This is a genomic window from Streptomyces smaragdinus (genome assembly GCF_009604385.1).
Taxonomy (GTDB): Bacteria; Actinomycetota; Actinomycetes; order Streptomycetales; family Streptomycetaceae; genus Streptomyces; species Streptomyces smaragdinus.
Genome location: NZ_WEGJ01000012.1, coordinates 1 through 15,727, shown reverse-complemented (window position 1 = coordinate 15,727; position 15,727 = coordinate 1). Strand labels below are relative to the sequence as shown.

At 69.3% G+C, this 15,727-nt stretch carries 18 protein-coding genes and 1 pseudogene; 18 read left to right on the top strand and 1 reads right to left on the bottom strand.

All coding sequences use genetic code 11. The features are described 5' to 3' along the window. The first annotated feature begins 3 nt into the window (after window positions 1-3). The 18 genes from rplR to SRB5_RS17165 all read left to right on the top strand — a co-directional run bounded on the left by rplR (window position 4) and on the right by SRB5_RS17165 (window position 15,584). Window positions 4-387, top strand: coding sequence for a 50S ribosomal protein L18 (gene rplR, locus SRB5_RS17250; protein ID WP_153452955.1), 384 nt, complete (start codon window positions 4-6; stop codon window positions 385-387). A gap of 14 nt (window positions 388-401) precedes the next feature. Further along, window positions 402-1,004, top strand: coding sequence for a 30S ribosomal protein S5 (gene rpsE / locus SRB5_RS17245; RefSeq protein WP_153452953.1), 603 nt, complete (start codon window positions 402-404; stop codon window positions 1,002-1,004). Continuing rightward, entirely contained in the window at window positions 1,004-1,186 is a 183-nt protein-coding gene (rpmD, locus tag SRB5_RS17240) for a 50S ribosomal protein L30 (protein ID WP_153452951.1), read from the top strand. The genes rpsE and rpmD overlap by 1 nt, the downstream gene beginning before the upstream one ends. A gap of 1 nt (window position 1,187) precedes the next feature. Further along, window positions 1,188-1,643 (top strand): 50S ribosomal protein L15, encoded by a 456-nt coding sequence (rplO, locus tag SRB5_RS17235; RefSeq protein ID WP_153452949.1) that lies wholly within the window; start codon window positions 1,188-1,190, stop codon window positions 1,641-1,643. A 198-nt stretch (window positions 1,644-1,841) separates the two neighbouring features. Beyond that, window positions 1,842-3,155 carry a preprotein translocase subunit SecY gene (gene secY / locus SRB5_RS17230; protein ID WP_323378041.1) on the top strand — a complete coding sequence of 438 codons (1,314 nt, stop codon included), beginning with the start codon at window positions 1,842-1,844 and terminating at the stop codon, window positions 3,153-3,155. Then, entirely contained in the window at window positions 3,155-3,805 is a 651-nt protein-coding gene (locus SRB5_RS17225) for an adenylate kinase (protein ID WP_153452947.1), read from the top strand. Before secY ends, SRB5_RS17225 begins: the two co-directional genes overlap by 1 nt. Window positions 3,806-3,939: 134 nt before the next feature. Continuing rightward, a complete protein-coding gene (map, locus tag SRB5_RS17220) occupies window positions 3,940-4,776 on the top strand; it encodes a type I methionyl aminopeptidase (RefSeq protein ID WP_153453130.1) in 837 nt (278 codons plus the stop codon). Between the two features lie 203 nt (window positions 4,777-4,979). After that, window positions 4,980-5,201 (top strand): translation initiation factor IF-1, encoded by a 222-nt coding sequence (gene infA, locus SRB5_RS17215; protein ID WP_004927214.1) that lies wholly within the window; start codon window positions 4,980-4,982, stop codon window positions 5,199-5,201. Window positions 5,202-5,266: 65 nt separating this feature from the next. Continuing rightward, window positions 5,267-5,380, top strand: coding sequence for a 50S ribosomal protein L36 (gene rpmJ / locus SRB5_RS17210; protein ID WP_003956441.1), 114 nt, complete (start codon window positions 5,267-5,269; stop codon window positions 5,378-5,380). Window positions 5,381-5,658: 278 nt separating this feature from the next. Next, the gene (gene rpsM / locus SRB5_RS17205) at window positions 5,659-6,039 is read left to right on the top strand and encodes a 30S ribosomal protein S13 (RefSeq protein ID WP_153452945.1); all 381 of its coding nucleotides are present in this window, start codon (window positions 5,659-5,661) and stop codon (window positions 6,037-6,039) included. Window positions 6,040-6,100: 61 nt separating this feature from the next. After that, window positions 6,101-6,505: a 30S ribosomal protein S11 gene (gene rpsK, locus SRB5_RS17200; RefSeq protein WP_153452943.1), complete on the top strand. Its 405-nt coding sequence runs from the start codon at window positions 6,101-6,103 to the stop codon at window positions 6,503-6,505. A gap of 26 nt (window positions 6,506-6,531) precedes the next feature. Next, window positions 6,532-7,158 (top strand): 30S ribosomal protein S4, encoded by a 627-nt coding sequence (gene rpsD / locus SRB5_RS17195; RefSeq protein ID WP_153452941.1) that lies wholly within the window; start codon window positions 6,532-6,534, stop codon window positions 7,156-7,158. Between the two features lie 140 nt (window positions 7,159-7,298). After that, complete coding sequence (locus SRB5_RS17190; protein ID WP_153452939.1) at window positions 7,299-8,321, top strand: DNA-directed RNA polymerase subunit alpha; 1,023 nt, start codon at window positions 7,299-7,301, stop codon at window positions 8,319-8,321. A 269-nt stretch (window positions 8,322-8,590) separates the two neighbouring features. Beyond that, complete coding sequence (gene rplQ, locus SRB5_RS17185) at window positions 8,591-9,100, top strand: 50S ribosomal protein L17 (RefSeq protein WP_153452937.1); 510 nt, start codon at window positions 8,591-8,593, stop codon at window positions 9,098-9,100. A gap of 146 nt (window positions 9,101-9,246) precedes the next feature. Next, entirely contained in the window at window positions 9,247-10,107 is an 861-nt protein-coding gene (gene truA / locus SRB5_RS17180; protein ID WP_323378039.1) for a tRNA pseudouridine(38-40) synthase TruA, read from the top strand. Between the two features lie 95 nt (window positions 10,108-10,202). Beyond that, complete coding sequence (locus SRB5_RS17175; RefSeq protein ID WP_153452935.1) at window positions 10,203-11,879, top strand: peptidase; 1,677 nt, start codon at window positions 10,203-10,205, stop codon at window positions 11,877-11,879. 161 nt (window positions 11,880-12,040) lie between these two features. Next, window positions 12,041-13,645 (top strand): hypothetical protein, encoded by a 1,605-nt coding sequence (locus SRB5_RS17170; RefSeq protein WP_153452933.1) that lies wholly within the window; start codon window positions 12,041-12,043, stop codon window positions 13,643-13,645. Between the two features lie 109 nt (window positions 13,646-13,754). Then, on the top strand, window positions 13,755-15,584 hold the full coding sequence (locus SRB5_RS17165) for a glycoside hydrolase family 3 protein (RefSeq protein WP_228390123.1): 1,830 nt from the start codon (window positions 13,755-13,757) through the stop codon (window positions 15,582-15,584). Between the two features lie 15 nt (window positions 15,585-15,599). Here SRB5_RS17165 and SRB5_RS17160 read toward each other — a convergent pair. After that, window positions 15,600-15,707, bottom strand: a pseudogene (locus SRB5_RS17160) (VOC family protein); the annotation flags it as partial. Window positions 15,708-15,727: the final 20 nt, after the last annotated feature.

The following is a 15,727-nucleotide window of genomic DNA, read 5'->3' as shown; positions in this document are numbered from 1 at the left end:
GCCATGGCATACGGTGTGAAGATCGCCAAGGGCGACGCATACAAGCGTGTCGCGGCCAAGCGCCGTCACATCCGCGTCCGCAAGAAGGTCTCCGGCACGCCGGAGCGCCCCCGTCTTGTCGTGACGCGCTCGAACCGCCACATGGTGGCGCAGGTCATCGACGACCTGGCGGGTCACACGCTGGCCTCCGCCTCGTCGATGGACGCGTCCATCCGCGGCGGCGAGGGTGACAAGTCCGCTGTGGCCCAGAAGGTGGGTGCCCTGGTCGCTGAGCGTGCCAAGGCTGCGGGTGTCGAGGCCGTGGTCTTCGACCGCGGTGGCAACAGGTACGCCGGGCGCATCGCCGCCCTGGCCGACGCCGCCCGCGAGGCCGGGCTCAAGTTCTGAGAGAGGGTAGACCAATGGCTGGACCCCAGCGCCGCGGTGGCGGCGCAGGTGGCGGCGAGCGGCGGGACCGGAAGGGCCGTGACGGTGGCGCTGCCGCCGAGAAGACCGCTTACGTTGAGCGCGTTGTCGCGATCAACCGCGTCGCCAAGGTTGTGAAGGGTGGTCGTCGCTTCAGCTTCACCGCGCTGGTCGTGGTGGGCGACGGTGACGGCACGGTTGGTGTCGGCTACGGCAAGGCCAAGGAAGTTCCGGCCGCCATCGCCAAGGGTGTCGAGGAGGCCAAGAAGAACTTCTTCAAGGTCCCCCGGATCCAGGGCACCATCCCGCACCCGATCCAGGGTGAAGAGGCCGCGGGCGTCGTCCTGCTCAAGCCGGCTTCGCCGGGTACCGGTGTCATCGCCGGTGGTCCCGTGCGCGCCGTGCTCGAGTGCGCCGGCATCCACGACGTGCTGAGCAAGTCGCTCGGCTCCTCGAACCCGATCAACATCGTGCACGCCACGGTGGCCGCTCTGAAGGGCCTTCAGCGCCCCGAGGAGATCGCGGCCCGTCGTGGTCTGCCGCTGGAGGACGTTGCTCCCGCCGCTCTGCTGCGGGCGCGGGCCGGGGTGAGTGCGTAATGGCACAGCTCAAGATCACCCAGACCAAGTCCTACATCGGCAGCAAGCAGAACCACCGCGACACGCTGCGTTCGCTGGGCCTCAAGCGCCTGCACGACAGCGTCGTCAAGGAGGACCGCCCCGAGATCCGCGGAATGGTGCACACCGTCCGCCACCTCGTGACGGTCGAGGAGGTCGACTGACATGGCGGAGAACAACCCGCTGAAGGTCCACAACCTCCGTCCCGCCCCGGGCGCCAAGACCGCCAAGACCCGTGTGGGTCGTGGTGAGGCGTCGAAGGGTAAGACGGCCGGTCGTGGTACCAAGGGCACCAAGGCCCGTTACCAGGTTCCGGAGCGCTTCGAGGGCGGGCAGATGCCCCTCCACATGCGCCTGCCGAAGCTCAAGGGCTTCAAGAACCCGTTCCGCACCGAGTTCCAGGTCGTCAACCTGGACAAGCTCGCGACCCTCTACCCCGAGGGCGGCGAGGTCACGGTGGCCGATCTGGTCGCCAAGGGCGCGGTGCGCAAGAACAGCCTCGTCAAGGTCCTGGGCCAGGGCGAGATCTCCGTGGCGCTGACCGTGGCCGTCGACAAGGTCTCCGGTTCGGCCAAGGAGAAGATCACTGCCGCGGGTGGTTCCGTGACAGAGCTCGTCTGAATGTGACGAACTACCGGGGTTGTCCTTCAAGGGCAACCCCGGTTGGTCGTTCCGCGACCGGCATAGTCGCCGGTAAGGTGGCGACCACTGTCGTCTGTCGCGGGAGAGCCTTGCGTCAAGCGGCATTTGACCGCATTAATCCGTTGAATTCATGACCGTCAGTCCTCGTGCTCGAACACGGGGGCCGCAGGAGGCACCGTGCTCACCGCGTTCGCCCGGGCGTTCCAGACTCCCGACCTGCGCAAGAAGCTGCTGTTCGTGCTGGGCATCATTCTGCTCTTCCGGCTGGGCGCGCATATCCCCCTGCCGGGAGTCAGCTATGAGGCCGTCAACACGTGCATGGACGAGATCGAGTCGAGCTCCGGACTCTTCGGCCTCGTCAACATGTTCTCCGGCGGTGCGCTGCTCCAGCTGACCATCTTCGCGCTCGGGATCATGCCGTACATCACGGCGAGCATCATCCTGCAGCTGCTGACCGTGGTCATCCCGCGACTGGAAGCCCTGAAGAAAGAGGGCCAGTCCGGTACGACAAAGATCACCCAGTACACCCGGTATCTGACGGTCGCCCTCGCGATCCTGCAGGGCACGGGTCTGGTGGCCACCGCCCGTTCCGGCTCGCTCTTCCCGACGTGTTCGGCCAACAACCAGATCATCCCGGACGACGGCATCTTCACCATCGTCACGATGGTGATCACGATGACCGCCGGCACCGCGGTCATCATGTGGCTCGGTGAGCTCATCACCGACCGCGGCATCGGCAACGGCATGTCGATGCTGATGTTCGTCTCCATCGCCGCCGGCTTCCCCGGCTCGCTGTGGGCCATCAAGCAGTCCGGCAAGATCGCGGGCGGCTGGGGCGAGTTCATCGTCGTCATCGCGCTCGGTCTGGCGATGGTCGGCCTCGTGGTCTTCGTCGAGCAGGCCCAGCGCCGGGTCCCCGTGCAGTACGCGAAGCGGATGGTCGGGCGCCGCTCCTACGGCGGTACGTCCACGTACATCCCGCTGAAGGTGAACCAGGCGGGTGTGATTCCCGTCATCTTCGCCTCGTCGCTGCTCTACATCCCCGCACTGATCGTGCAGTTCACGAACTCCACCGCCGGCTGGGCCACTTGGGTCCAGCAGAACCTGGTGAACACCGGGTCGGCCTGGTACGTGTGCGCGTATTTCCTCATGATCGTGTTCTTCGCCTTCTTCTACGTGGCGATCACGTTCAACCCCGAGGAAGTCGCCGACAACATGAAGAAGTATGGTGGGTTCATCCCGGGCATCCGGGCAGGCCGTCCTACCGCGGAGTATCTGAGCTACGTGCTCAACCGGATCACCTGGCCGGGCTCCCTCTACCTGGGGCTGATCGCCCTGGTTCCGACGGTTGCTCTGGTTCTGTTCAACGCCGACCAGAACTTCCCGTTCGGTGGCACGAGCATCCTGATCATCGTGGGTGTCGGCCTCGAGACTGTGAAGCAGATCGAGAGTCAGCTTCAGCAGCGAAATTACGAAGGGTTCCTCCGCTGATGCGAATCGTCCTCGTCGGACCGCCGGGCGCGGGCAAGGGCACGCAGGCCGCGTACCTCGCCAAGAACCTGTCGATCCCGCACATCTCCACGGGCGACCTGTTCCGCGCCAACATCAGCCAGGGCACGGAGCTCGGGCTGCGCGCGAAGTCCTACATGGACGCGGGACAGCTGGTGCCCGACGAGGTCACGATCGGTATGGCGCAGGACCGCATGGAGCAGCCGGACGCCACGGGCGGCTTCCTGCTCGACGGCTTCCCGCGCAACGTCGCCCAGGCCGAGGCCCTCGACGAGATGCTCAAGGACGCCGGCATGAAGATCGACGCCGTGCTGGACCTGGAGGTCCCGGAGGACGAGGTCGTCAAGCGGATCGCCGGCCGGCGCATCTGCCGCAACGACTCGGCGCACGTGTTCCACGTCGAGTACAACGCCCCGAAGAAGGCCGGCGTCTGCGACACCTGCGGCGGCGAGCTCTACCAGCGTGACGACGACAGCGAGGACACCGTCCGCAAGCGGCTCGAGGTCTACCACACGCAGACCGAGCCGATCATCGAGTACTACCAGTCGCAGGGTCTGGTCACGACCATCTCCGCGCTGGGTACGGTGACCGAGGTCACGCAGCGGGCGATGGCGGCACTGCCGTCCGAGTAGGACGCCCCGTATTCACGCCTCGAGGGCCGGTTCCGTCGGTACGGGACCGGCCCTCGGCGTTTTCATTTCGTTGATACGGGGCGCGTATCGTGGAAATCCGTAGTCCCCGACCCGTGCAGAAGGCGGCAGTCCCGATGGTGGAGATCAAGAACCCCGAGCAGATCGCGAAGATGCGCGAGGCGGGGCTCGTCGTGGCCGCGATGCACGCGGCATGCGCGGAGGCCGCGCAGCCGGGTGTGAGCACCAAGGAGCTCGACGAGATCGCGGCGAAGGTGCTCGCCGATCACGGGGCGCGGCCGAATTTCCTGGGGTACGGGGGATTCCCCGGCAATATCTGTACGTCGGTGAATGACGTGGTCGTGCACGGGATCCCGGACCGGGAGACCGTACTGGCGTCGGGGGACGTGATCTCCATCGACGCGGGGGCGATCGTCGACGGATGGCACGGGGACGCGGCCATCACGGTCTTCGTGGGGTCCGGTCACCGTCCGGAGCTGCTCGAGCTCAGCCGGGTGACGGAGGAGTCGATGTGGGCCGGGATCGCCGCCATGCGGCGGGGGAACCGGCTGGTCGATGTGTCGAAGGCCATCGAGGGGTACATCCGGCGGCAGCCGCGGCCCTCGTCGGGGAAGTACGGGATCATCGAGGATTACGGGGGGCACGGGATCGGGTCCGCGATGCACATGGACCCGCATCTGCTGAATTACGTGGACCGGCGGCGGGGGAAGGGGCCGAAGCTGGTGCCGGGGCTCTGTCTCGCGATCGAGCCCATGGTCAGCCTGGGGACCCCCAGGACGCATGTCCTGGACGACGAGTGGACGGTCAAGACCGACGACGGTTCGTGGTCGTCGCACTGGGAGCATTCCGTCGCGCTGACGGAGGCGGGACCGCTTGTCCTGACGGCTCCCGACGGAGGCCGGGCGAAGCTGGCGGAGCTCGGCGTGGAGGCGGCGCCCGACCCCCTCGGGTAATGCCCGCCACGCGGCCGCGGCCACGATTCCCGGGGGCTTTGCCCGCGGTGCGGAACGGGGGCGTAAGGATCACCCGTGCTGGGGAGAATCCCGATTTCGCCTTTTACTGGCGCGTCGCGTAGACTGACTCGTCGGTCCTTGTGCGCCCTCGTGCGCTCACGGACCACCCCAGGTAGCCAATCCGGAAGGTGTAGCACTCAGGTATGGCCAAAAAACAAGGGGCCATCGAGATCGAGGGCACCGTCGTCGAGTCTCTGCCGAACGCCATGTTCAGGGTAGAGCTCCAGAACGGGCACCAGGTCCTCGCGCACATCAGCGGCAAGATGCGGATGCACTACATCCGTATCCTTCCCGACGACCGGGTCGTGGTGGAGCTCTCTCCGTACGACCTGACGCGCGGACGGATCGTCTACCGCTACAAGTAGATCTTGCTCGGATGTCCCGCCTCCCGTGGGACGTCAGGGCACCGACCCGGAGGACCTCAGAACCAATGAAGGTCAAGCCGAGCGTCAAGAAGATCTGCGACAAGTGCAAGGTGATCCGCCGTCACGGCCGGGTCATGGTCATCTGCGACAACCTGCGCCACAAGCAGCGCCAGGGCTGACGCACGCCGACCTGCACCTCGCAGTTCTCAGCGAACCTCCGTTCGCGCGACGCACAAGCGAATAACGACAGATACGCAGTACCCGACCCCCGCGGTGAGGCAGCGCCGGCAGTGTGCGGCAGCACCCCGTGGGACGACACCCTCGGCTCGGAGGCCGAGGACCCGGCCTGTATGTACGACCGACCACCCCGTTTCGCGGGGCCCGGGGCACAGCCCCGGAGGCGGCTACGGGAACGGTGCTGCGTCAGACCTCCGACTAGTCATCAGGAGCCAGATTCATGGCACGCCTCGAAGGCGTTGACCTCCCGCGCGACAAGCGTGTGGAGGTTGCCCTCACCTACGTGTTCGGTATCGGCCGTACGCTCGCGCAGCGCACGCTCGCCGAGACCGGCGTCGACCCGGACACCCGAGTCCGTGATCTGACCGAGGAAGACCTCGTCAAGATCCGTGACTACGTGGACGCGAACATCGAGACCGAGGGTGACCTCCGTCGCGAGATCCAGGCGAACATCCGCCGCAAGGTTGAGATCGGCTGCTACCAGGGCCTGCGTCACCGCCGCGGCCTGCCGGTCCGCGGTCAGCGCACCTCGACCAACGCCCGCACCCGCAAGGGTCCGCGTCGCGCGATCGCCGGCAAGAAGAAGCCGGGCAAGAAGTAGTCCTCGCAGCGGTCCCACTACCTGCTGTCGTAGGACCGACCACCTCCACGGGAGAAACTGAATGCCTCCGAAGGGCCGTACGGCCGGCGCCAAGAAGGTGCGCCGCAAGGAGAAGAAGAACGTCGCCCACGGGCACGCTCACATCAAGAGCACGTTCAACAACACGATCATTTCGATCACCGACCCCGCGGGTAACGTGATCAGCTGGGCCTCTGCCGGCCACGTCGGCTTCAAGGGCTCGCGCAAGTCGACGCCGTTCGCCGCTCAGATGGCCGCGGAGTCCGCCGCTCGCCGTGCCCAGGAGCACGGCATGCGCAAGGTCGACGTCTTCGTCAAGGGTCCCGGCTCCGGCCGTGAGACCGCGATCCGCTCCCTCCAGGCCACCGGCCTCGAGGTGGGTTCGATCCAGGACGTCACCCCCACCCCGCACAACGGATGCCGCCCGCCGAAGCGCCGCCGCGTCTGACCATCTGAAGTAGGAGAACTAAGACAATGGCGCGTTACACCGGGGCCGACTGCAAGCGATGCCGTCGGGAGAAGCAGAAGCTCTTCCTCAAGGGAGCTAAGTGCGAGAGCGCGAAGTGCCCGATCGAGATCCGTCCTTACCCCCCGGGTGAGCACGGTCGCGGGCGCACCAAGGACTCCGAGTACCTGCTGCAGAAGCGCGAGAAGCAGAAGTGCGCTCGCATCTACGGCGTCCTTGAGAAGCAGTTCCGTGGTTACTACGAGGAGGCGAACAGGAAGTCCGGCAAGACCGGCGAGAACCTGCTCCGCATCCTCGAGACCCGGCTGGACAACGTCGTGTACCGGGCCGGCTTCGCCAAGTCCCGCGACCACGCCCGCCAGCTGGTCCGCCACGGCCACATCGAGGTCAACGGCCGCAAGACCGACATCCCGTCGGCCCGTGTGTCGCCGAACGACATCATCCAGGTCCGTGAGTCCTCCCGTAACCTGACGCCTTTCCAGGTGGCGGCTGCGGAGGCCGGCGAGAAGACGGTTCCGGCGTGGCTGGAGTCCATCCCGTCGAAGCTGCGGATCCTGGTCCACTCGATGCCTGAGCGTGCGGTCATCGACACGCAGGTTCAGGAGCAGCTGATCGTCGAGCTTTACTCGAAGTAAGGCTCGTACGGGATCCGGGCGGTACGGCGCGTTCGCGCTGTGCCGCCCGTATCCTGGTTTGTACGACCGGTGCCATATGGCGGGTACCGGTTCCGCCTCGGCGTCAAATAGTGGGCGCCGAAGACTGGAGGCATCACCTCATGCTGATCGCTCAGCGTCCTTCCCTGACCGAAGAGGTCGTGGAGGAGTACCGGTCCCGGTTCGTCATCGAGCCGCTGGAGCCGGGCTTCGGCTACACCCTCGGCAACTCCCTGCGGCGTACGCTCCTCTCCTCGATCCCGGGCGCGGCTGTCACGTCCATCCGGATCGACGGTGTCCTGCACGAGTTCACCACCGTGCCGGGCGTCAAGGAGGACGTCACCGACCTCATCCTCAACATCAAGCAGCTGGTCGTGTCCTCCGAGCACGACGAGCCCGTGGTGATGTACCTGCGCAAGCAGGGTCCCGGCGTCGTGACCGCCGCCGACATCGCCCCGCCGGCCGGCGTCGAGGTCCACAACCCGGACCTGGTCCTGGCCACGCTGAACGGCAAGGGCAAGCTGGAGATGGAGCTGACCGTCGAGCGCGGTCGCGGCTACGTCTCCGCCGTACAGAACAAGCAGGTGGGCCAGGAGATCGGGCGGATTCCCGTCGACTCCATCTACTCGCCGGTGCTGAAGGTCACGTACAAGGTCGAGGCCACGCGTGTCGAGCAGCGGACCGACTTCGACAAGCTGATCGTCGACGTCGAGACCAAGGAGGCCATGCGGCCTCGTGACGCGATGGCTTCCGCCGGTAAGACCCTGGTCGAGCTGTTCGGGCTGGCCCGTGAGCTCAACATCGACGCCGAGGGCATCGACATGGGGCCGTCGCCGACGGACGCGGCCCTTGCCGCGGATCTGGCGCTGCCGATCGAGGAGCTCGAGCTCACCGTTCGGTCGTACAACTGCCTCAAGCGTGAGGGCATCCACTCCGTGGGTGAGCTCGTCGCTCGGTCCGAGGCCGATCTGCTCGACATCCGGAACTTCGGGGCCAAGTCGATCGACGAGGTCAAGGCGAAGCTGGCGGGTATGGGGCTGGCGCTCAAGGACAGCCCGCCCGGATTCGACCCCACGGCGGCCGCTGACGCGTTCGGTGCCGACGATGACGTCGATGCCGGGTTCGTGGAGACCGAGCAGTACTGATTCGCTTTCGGCGCGGTCGGGCTTTCGGGTCCGGCCGCGCCGGGGGGCTTCGGGCTTCGCCCGAAGTCCTCAAACGCCGGACGGGCTGGAATGCCGGCCCCCGGTGACAATTGAACTTCCGGGTGTTTGCGCATCCGGTGCCCCCGGCCGTAGGCCGGAGGTTTCCCCGGGGCTGTTGTCCCAGGGGTCCGCGACGGGGATCAACAGGGTTCCCGCAGGGCCCGTACCGGTACCTGATACGGCCGGTGCGGAGAATGAGGAGTAACACTATGCCTAGGCCCACCAAGGGTGCTCGGCTGGGCGGCAGCCCGGCGCACGAGCGGCTGATGCTGCGTAACCTGGCCACCTCGCTCTTCGAGCACGGCCGGATCCGTACGACTGAGGCCAAGGCCCGTCGGCTGCGTCCCTTCGCCGAGAAGCTCGTCACCAAGGCGAAGAAGGGCGACCTGCACAACCGTCGTCAGGTCATGCAGGAGATCACGGACAAGAGCATCGTCCACACGCTCTTCACCGAGATCGGCCCGCGGTACGAGAACCGCCCGGGTGGCTACACCCGGATCACCAAGATCGGTAACCGTCGTGGCGACAACGCGCCCATGGCGATCATCGAGCTGGTCGAGGCGCTGACCGTGCAGCAGGAGGCCGTCGGCGAGGCCGAGGCCGCCACCAAGCGTTCCGCCAAGGACGTCGCCGGTGACGCCGCCGTCGCCGACCTCAAGGCTTCGGCCGACGAGGCCGTCGAGGACGCCGCGCCGGCCGAGGAGTCCAAGGACGCGTGACGGCCGGGCGTGCGGTCTCCGCGTGAGCGGGGATGTTCCGGACGCCTGTGCGTGTACGAGCGGGCCTGCCCCTTCGCGGGGCGGGCCCGTTTCGTGCGTGAGGGGGCGAGAATGCTGGGACCGATGAGCTACGAGAGGCGTGTGCGGTGACGGACGAGGTGGCGCCCGGGATGGTGCGGGTGCGGCTGGACCTGTCGTACGACGGGACGGGGTTCTCCGGGTGGGCGAAGCAGAACCGGGGGCAGCGGACCGTACAGGGTGAGATCGAGGCGGCGCTGCCCGTCGTGATGCGGCGGCAGGAGTCGTACGAGCTGACCGTGGCCGGGCGGACAGACGCGGGTGTGCACGCGCGGGGGCAGGTCGCGCACGTCGACCTGCCGGCGGAGGTGTGGGCCGAGCACGGGCCGCATCTGCTGCGGCGGCTCGCGGGGAAGCTGCCGCAGGACGTACGGGTGTGGCGGGTCGCCGAGGCTCCGGTGCACTTCAACGCGCGGTTCTCGGCGGTGTGGCGGCGGTACGCGTACCGGGTGAGCGACAACCCCGGCGGGGTCGATCCGCTGCTGCGGAACCATGTGCTGTGGCACAACTGGCCGCTGGACCTGGACGCCATGAACGATGCCGCCGCCCGGTTGCTGGGGGAGCACGACTTCGCGGCGTTCTGCAAGCGGCGGGAGGGTGCGACCACCATCCGGACGCTGCAGGAGCTGCGGTGGGAGCGGCGGGCGGACGGGGTGCTGGAGGCCACGGTCAAGGCCGACGCGTTCTGCCACAACATGGTGCGGGCGCTGGTCGGCGCGATGCTGTTCGTCGGGGACGGGCACCGGGTGCCGGAGTGGACGGGGAAGGTGCTGGCCGCGGCGGTGCGGGATTCGTCGGTTCAGGTCGTACGGCCGCACGGGCTGACGCTGGAGGAGGTCGGGTATCCGGCGGACGGGGAGCTGGCGGCGCGGAACAGGGAGGCGCGGAATCTGCGGACGCTGCCTTCGCCGTGCGTTGCCGATTCGTGATCGAAGCCGGGGCAACTGTTCATCCGGGTTGCGGGTCGAATATGTGTCCGCTGTCACTGCGGCCTCAATGGTCCTTCTGCTGACTAAGGCGACCCATGACTTCTGCTTCACCGAGAGCTGCCCTGCGGCATGTCGCGTGCGCCATCGGCGCCGCGGCCCTGGCAGCCGTTGGTTTCTCCGCGCCCGCACAGGCGCAGGACCTCCCGTACACGCTGGGCAGCAGCCCGGCCGAGACGGGGCTTTTCCCGCACCCGGCGAGCGGCGCCGCGCAGGCCGCCGACTTCGAGGTGTGGCTTGACAACCCGAGCGAAGAGCGGCGGTCGGACGCCCGGGTGGTCTACACGATCGACTTCACCGGCGTCCAGGGTGTCGCCGACTGGAAGTACGGCGAGGACGGATCCCTCGGTGACTGCGAGGCCCAGGGGGCCGTCGTGACCTGCAGCGACTGGGGGGTGTGGGAGGGCCGGAGCACGGTGGCCGCGTTCCAGCTGTCCGCCGCCGCGGGCAGCGCCGACGGGGACTCGGGCACGGTCAAGGTGTCCGGCACCGTCGACGGCGCGTCGCTCGCCGACTACACGGCCAAGGTGTCCGTGGGCGGCCCCGACCTGGTGGCCGCGCCGCTGCCGTCGCCCGGCAAGTCCAAGCCCGGCGACGTGTACAACGCCCCGCTGATGTTCGCCAACGCCGGTACGCAGGCCGCCGACGGTGTGCTGCTGACGATGCGCGCGACGCACGGCGTGGAGTTCGTGGACCGCTACGACAACTGTGAGTACAGCGAGAGCAGCGGTACGTACTCCGGTCCGGGAACCGTTGTGATCTGCGCGTTCGACGACCCGGTCGGTCCCGGCGAGGTGTGGGAGGCGGACCCGCCGGAGCGGCTGCGGCTCGCGGAGCACGCGCTGTACGACGAATTCAGCTTCCGGGTCGACCCGAACACCGCCACGGCGCGGTCGAAGCAGCGCGGCGGGCTGACGTTCACGCGCGGCGAGGGCCGCACGCTCACCCTGAAGCAGGCGCGCGTCGCGCGCACCGCCGCGGACCTCGACCCGTGGAACAACCTGTCGGAGATGGCCTTCGACATCACGAACCACGCCGACTTCGCCGCGTGGGGCGCGACCGCGAAGGGCGCGGCGGGTGACACGGTGAAGGTGTCCCTCGGCTGGCAGAACAAGGGTCCGGCGTGGGTCGGTTACACCCGTTCCGGCGAGGACGTCGCCACCTACGAGTTCCTGGTGCCCGAGGGCGCGAAGGTGACGAAGAAGCCCGCGGGCTGCCGCGGCACCAAGAGCGACGGCGGCTACCTCGAGGACAACCAGCAGCTCGGCGCCCCGCGGTATGTGTGCAGCACGGGAGCGGTGGTGCTGGAGAAGGAGAAGTTCTCCTACCCCTTCGAGCTGAAGATCGAGAAGGTGGTGGCCGGTGCCTCCGGCAGGCTGACCGTCGGTTCGTTCGCGCCGACCACGCCGCAGCCGCACCCCTTCGACGACAACCACAAGAACAACACCGCGTCGCTGGTGCTCAACGGCACGGGCGGCGGCTCCGGCAGCGGGGGCAGCGGCGGGGACTCCGGGGACGGCGGCTCCGACGGCGGCTCCGCGTCCGGCGGCGACCAGGCGCAGTCGACCGGGGGCACCGGCGGTGACCTGGCTTCGACCGGTGCCGGCAACATGCCGCTGGTCGGCGGGCTCGCGGCGGCCGTACTGGTCGTCGGCGGCACGCTGTTCGTCGTCGCGCGGCGGCGCGGCAAGGGGGAGGACGCTGCGGCGGCCTGACCCGTACGTGTGAATTCCGGCCCGTCCCCTCGGTGGGGGCGGGCCGGACGCTTTTGCCGATTCGTGATGTGGGGCGGGACAACTCCGGGGGCGTGGCGGGGGTCAAGTTGGTATCCGGTGTCACAACGGATTCACGCCTACTTCATGACAAGGGCTGACTCATGACACTTCTGTCCCGGGGAGCCGCTCTGCGGCGTCTGGTCTGTGCGCTGGGAGCCGTGGGGCTGCTGGCCGTCGGTGTCGCCGCGCCGGTGGGGGCGCAGGAGGCCCGGGCGGTGCTCGGCAGTGATCCGGGGGACGTCGCGCTGTATCCGTATCCGGACGAGGGCGCGCCGCGGGCGGGGTATCTCGACATCGTGATCGACAATCCGGGCGAGGCGGTGCCGGAGGCCGCGGTCGAGGTGACCATGGACTTCGGAGGGCTGGCCGGTGTCGCCGACTGGGCGTACGGCGCGGACGGGCCCCTGGGGGACTGCGCCACCCAGGGTGCCGTCGTGACCTGCGGGTATACGGGGCTGTGGCGGGACACCCACTTCGCGGGGCGGTTCGAGTTGACCGCCGCGCGCGGTGTGGCCGAGCGGACCTCCGGCGTCGTGCGGGTGACCGGTGAGGTCGACGGGAAGGCCCTGGCCCCGTACACGACGACCGTGACCGTGGGCGGGGCGGATCTGGTGGCGCAGCCGCTGCCCTCTCCCGGTCCGGACCTGCGGCCCGGGTCCGGGTACGTGGCGCCGATGGTGTTCTCCAACGTCGGTACGCAGCCGACCGACGGTGTGCTGCTGACGATGCGGGCCACGCGCGGCGTGGAGTTCGTGGACCGGTACGACAACTGCGCGTACGGCACGACGCCCGCGCAGGGGGTCGGGGCGCTCACCGTCGTCGTTTGCGAGTTCGAGGACGATGTCGCCCCCGGTGAGGTCTGGGAGGCGGATCCGGGGGAGCGGCTGCGGATGGCGCCGCACGCGATGGACGACAGTTTCAGTTTCGAGGTGTCGTCGAACTCCCCCGAGGCGCGGACCCGGGCGCGTGGCGGGCTGCGGTTCACCCCGGGCGACGGGCGGACACTCACCCTGCGGCAGCGGGCGGCCACGGCACGCGGCGCGGATCTGACGCCGTGGGACAACCGGACGGCGACCGGCTTCCGCGTGCGGAACACCGTGGACTTCGCCGCGCGTGGGGTACGGGCCCGCGGCGCGGTCGGTGAGACGGTGAACGTCGATCTGGGCTGGGCCAACAAGGGGCCCGGCTGGTACCGGAACACCAGGGACCATCTGCCGCTCGCGGAGCTGGAGTTCCTGGTGCCCGAGGGCGCGAGGGTGACGAAGACGGCGGAGGGCTGCAGCGCGACCGAGCGGGACGGTACGTATTACGGCCCGGACCGGCAGCTCGGCGCCCCGCGCTATGTGTGTGCCACGGGCGGGTCGGTGCTGGAGTCGCAGACGTACGCGTATCCGATGGAGCTGACGATCGACCGGGTCGTGCCGGGCGCCGTCGGCACGCTCACCGTCGGGCTGCCGGGGTCTGGGAAGGCGCATCCCGAGGACGGGAACCCGGGGAACAACACCGCGCGGCTGGTGCTCAACGCCGGGGGAGCGGACCACGGTTCCAGCGGCTCCCCCGGCGGCGACCGGGCGCAGTCGACGGGCGGCACCGGGGGAGCGCTGGCCGCCACCGGCGCCGACGGGGCGCGGCTGCTGGGCTGGGCCGCGGTGGCGGCGATCGCCGTGGGCGGGGCGCTGGTCGTGGGGGCGCGCCGGCGGGCGTGACCCCGTACCGGCCTGCCCGCCAACCGGGGGGCGGGCCGGAGCGTTGCCCGGGAGCGCGCCCCGCGCGGTGATCGAATGTGGCATCGGTCGACGCGAGGAGGCGCACACGATGCACGGACGGGCCTGGGCGGGCGGACTCCTCACCCTGCTGGCGCTGGCGGTCGGCTGTACGGGATCCACCGACGTACCGCCCGCCGCCGCCGCGCAGCCCCGGCGCTGCGACAGCCCCGACGACTGCCTGCGCCGGATGACGCTCGCCGAGAAGGCCGGCCAGATGACCCAGGTCGGAAACATCTACCTCAAGGACCCCGACGACCTGGCCCGCCACGGCATCGGCGCGATGCTCAGCGCCGGCAACGACGGCGGCCCCGGCGGCCGCAACGGCGGTACGGCCGCCGAATGGGCGAAGGCCGTCGAGGGCTTCCAGCACGCCGCCCTCCGCAGCCGCCTCGGCATCCCCCTCCTCTACGGCGTCGACGCGGTGCACGGCCTCGGCAACGTGCAGGGCACCACCCTCTTCCCGCAGCGCATCGGCATGGGCGCCACCCGCGACGCCGGCCTCGTGGAGCGCGCCGACCGCGTCACCCGCGACGAGGTCCTGGGCGCCGGGATGCGCTGGGCGTTCAGCCCCTGCGTCTGCGTCCCGCGCGACGACCGCTGGGGCCGTACGTACGAGGGCTACGGCGAGACCCCGGACCTCGTCGCCCCTCTCGGCGCCGCGTCCGTACGGGGCTTCCAGGGCGAGCGGCTGGGCCCCGGGTCGGTGCTGGCCACCGCCAAGCACTTCGTCGCCGACGGCGGCACCGTCCCCGGCACCGGCAACGCGAAGGAGGGCTACCTCCTCGACCAGGGCGACGCCCCGATCGACGACGCCGAGCTTAGGGCCGTCCATCTGCCGCCGTACCGCGCGGCCGTGGACGCGGGCGTGGGGTCGGTGATGGCGACGTACAGCAGCGTGCGCGGCGAGAAGGTGCACGGGGACCGGGCGCTGCTCACGGGGGTGCTGAAGGGGGAGCTGGGCTTCGGCGGCTTCCTCGTCAGTGACTACGCCGGGGTCCAGCAGCTTCCCGACGGCACCTTCGCCGCGCAGGTCGAGCGGGCGGTGAACGCGGGCATCGACATGATCATGGTGCCGGAGAACTACCGAGGCGCCATCGCCGCGATCACCGAGGGCGTCGAGAGCGGGCGGATCTCCCGGGGGCGGGTCGATGACGCGGTACGGCGCATCCTCGCCGTGAAGTTCCGTATGGGCCTCTTCGAGCATCCGTACGGCGATCCGAAGCTCACCGCGTCCGTCGGCTCGCGCGCACATCGCGCGGTGGCCCGGGAGGCGGTGCGCAAGTCGCAGGTGCTGCTGGAGAACGACGGGGTGCTGCCGCTGTCCCGCGAGGGCTCGTACCGGATCGTCGTCGGCGGTGACGGCGCCGACGACCTCGGGCGCCAGCTCGGCGGCTGGTCGTACGCCTGGCAGGGGCAGACCGGGCGGCACACGCAGGGCACGACCTTCTGGCAGGCGCTGCGGGGCGCCGTCGAGGGGACGGACGTCGAGGTGTCGCGGGAGGGGCGCGGGGACGTGGCGATCTGGGTCGGGGGAGAGGACCCGTACGCCGAGGGGCGGGGGGACTCGGCGGACCTGGCGCTGCCGGCGGACGACGCGCGGGAGCTGCGGGAGACGTGCGCGCGGGCGGCGAAGTGCGTGGCGGTGCTGTACTCGGGGCGGCCGCTGATCATCGGTGACGAGCTGGCGGAGACCAACGCCTTCGTCGCCGCCTGGCTGCCGGGCACGGAGGGCGGCGGGCTCACCGACACGCTGTTCGGTGCCGGCTATACGGGCAGGCTCCCGGTGACCTGGCCGCGCGCGGCGGGGGACGAGCCGCTCAACGACGGCGACGGCAAACCGGCGTTGTTCCCCCTGGGGTACGGGCGTTCGCCGTACTAGGGCCTGGGTGGAGTTCCCCTCCTCCTTGCCCTCGGTGCCGACCTCGAAGCCGAAGACGGCCCGGTAGAAGGCGATCGACCGGTCCAGGTCGGTGACGTTCAGTCCCACATGCCCGGTTTTCAGTGACGTCGGAGTGCTGCTCA

What these genes read in the sequence shown, in the direction of transcription:
- SRB5_RS17225 (WP_153452947.1), top strand. Translation starts at nt 3,155, where the DNA reads ATGCGAATCGTCCTCGTCGGACCGCCGGGCGCGGGCAAGGGCACGCAG.
- rpmD (WP_153452951.1), top strand. Translation starts at nt 1,004, where the DNA reads ATGGCACAGCTCAAGATCACCCAGACCAAGTCCTACATCGGCAGCAAG.
- rpsE (WP_153452953.1), top strand. Translation starts at nt 402, where the DNA reads ATGGCTGGACCCCAGCGCCGCGGTGGCGGCGCAGGTGGCGGCGAGCGG.
- rpmJ (WP_003956441.1), top strand. Translation starts at nt 5,267, where the DNA reads ATGAAGGTCAAGCCGAGCGTCAAGAAGATCTGCGACAAGTGCAAGGTG.
- SRB5_RS17190 (WP_153452939.1), top strand. Translation starts at nt 7,299, where the DNA reads ATGCTGATCGCTCAGCGTCCTTCCCTGACCGAAGAGGTCGTGGAGGAG.
- rpsM (WP_153452945.1), top strand. Translation starts at nt 5,659, where the DNA reads ATGGCACGCCTCGAAGGCGTTGACCTCCCGCGCGACAAGCGTGTGGAG.
- SRB5_RS17170 (WP_153452933.1), top strand. Translation starts at nt 12,041, where the DNA reads ATGACACTTCTGTCCCGGGGAGCCGCTCTGCGGCGTCTGGTCTGTGCG.
- SRB5_RS17175 (WP_153452935.1), top strand. Translation starts at nt 10,203, where the DNA reads ATGACTTCTGCTTCACCGAGAGCTGCCCTGCGGCATGTCGCGTGCGCC.
- rpsK (WP_153452943.1), top strand. Translation starts at nt 6,101, where the DNA reads ATGCCTCCGAAGGGCCGTACGGCCGGCGCCAAGAAGGTGCGCCGCAAG.
- infA (WP_004927214.1), top strand. Translation starts at nt 4,980, where the DNA reads ATGGCCAAAAAACAAGGGGCCATCGAGATCGAGGGCACCGTCGTCGAG.
- rpsD (WP_153452941.1), top strand. Translation starts at nt 6,532, where the DNA reads ATGGCGCGTTACACCGGGGCCGACTGCAAGCGATGCCGTCGGGAGAAG.
- rplQ (WP_153452937.1), top strand. Translation starts at nt 8,591, where the DNA reads ATGCCTAGGCCCACCAAGGGTGCTCGGCTGGGCGGCAGCCCGGCGCAC.
- rplO (WP_153452949.1), top strand. Translation starts at nt 1,188, where the DNA reads ATGGCGGAGAACAACCCGCTGAAGGTCCACAACCTCCGTCCCGCCCCG.
- rplR (WP_153452955.1), top strand. Translation starts at nt 4, where the DNA reads ATGGCATACGGTGTGAAGATCGCCAAGGGCGACGCATACAAGCGTGTC.
- map (WP_153453130.1), top strand. Translation starts at nt 3,940, where the DNA reads ATGGTGGAGATCAAGAACCCCGAGCAGATCGCGAAGATGCGCGAGGCG.
- SRB5_RS17165 (WP_228390123.1), top strand. Translation starts at nt 13,755, where the DNA reads ATGCACGGACGGGCCTGGGCGGGCGGACTCCTCACCCTGCTGGCGCTG.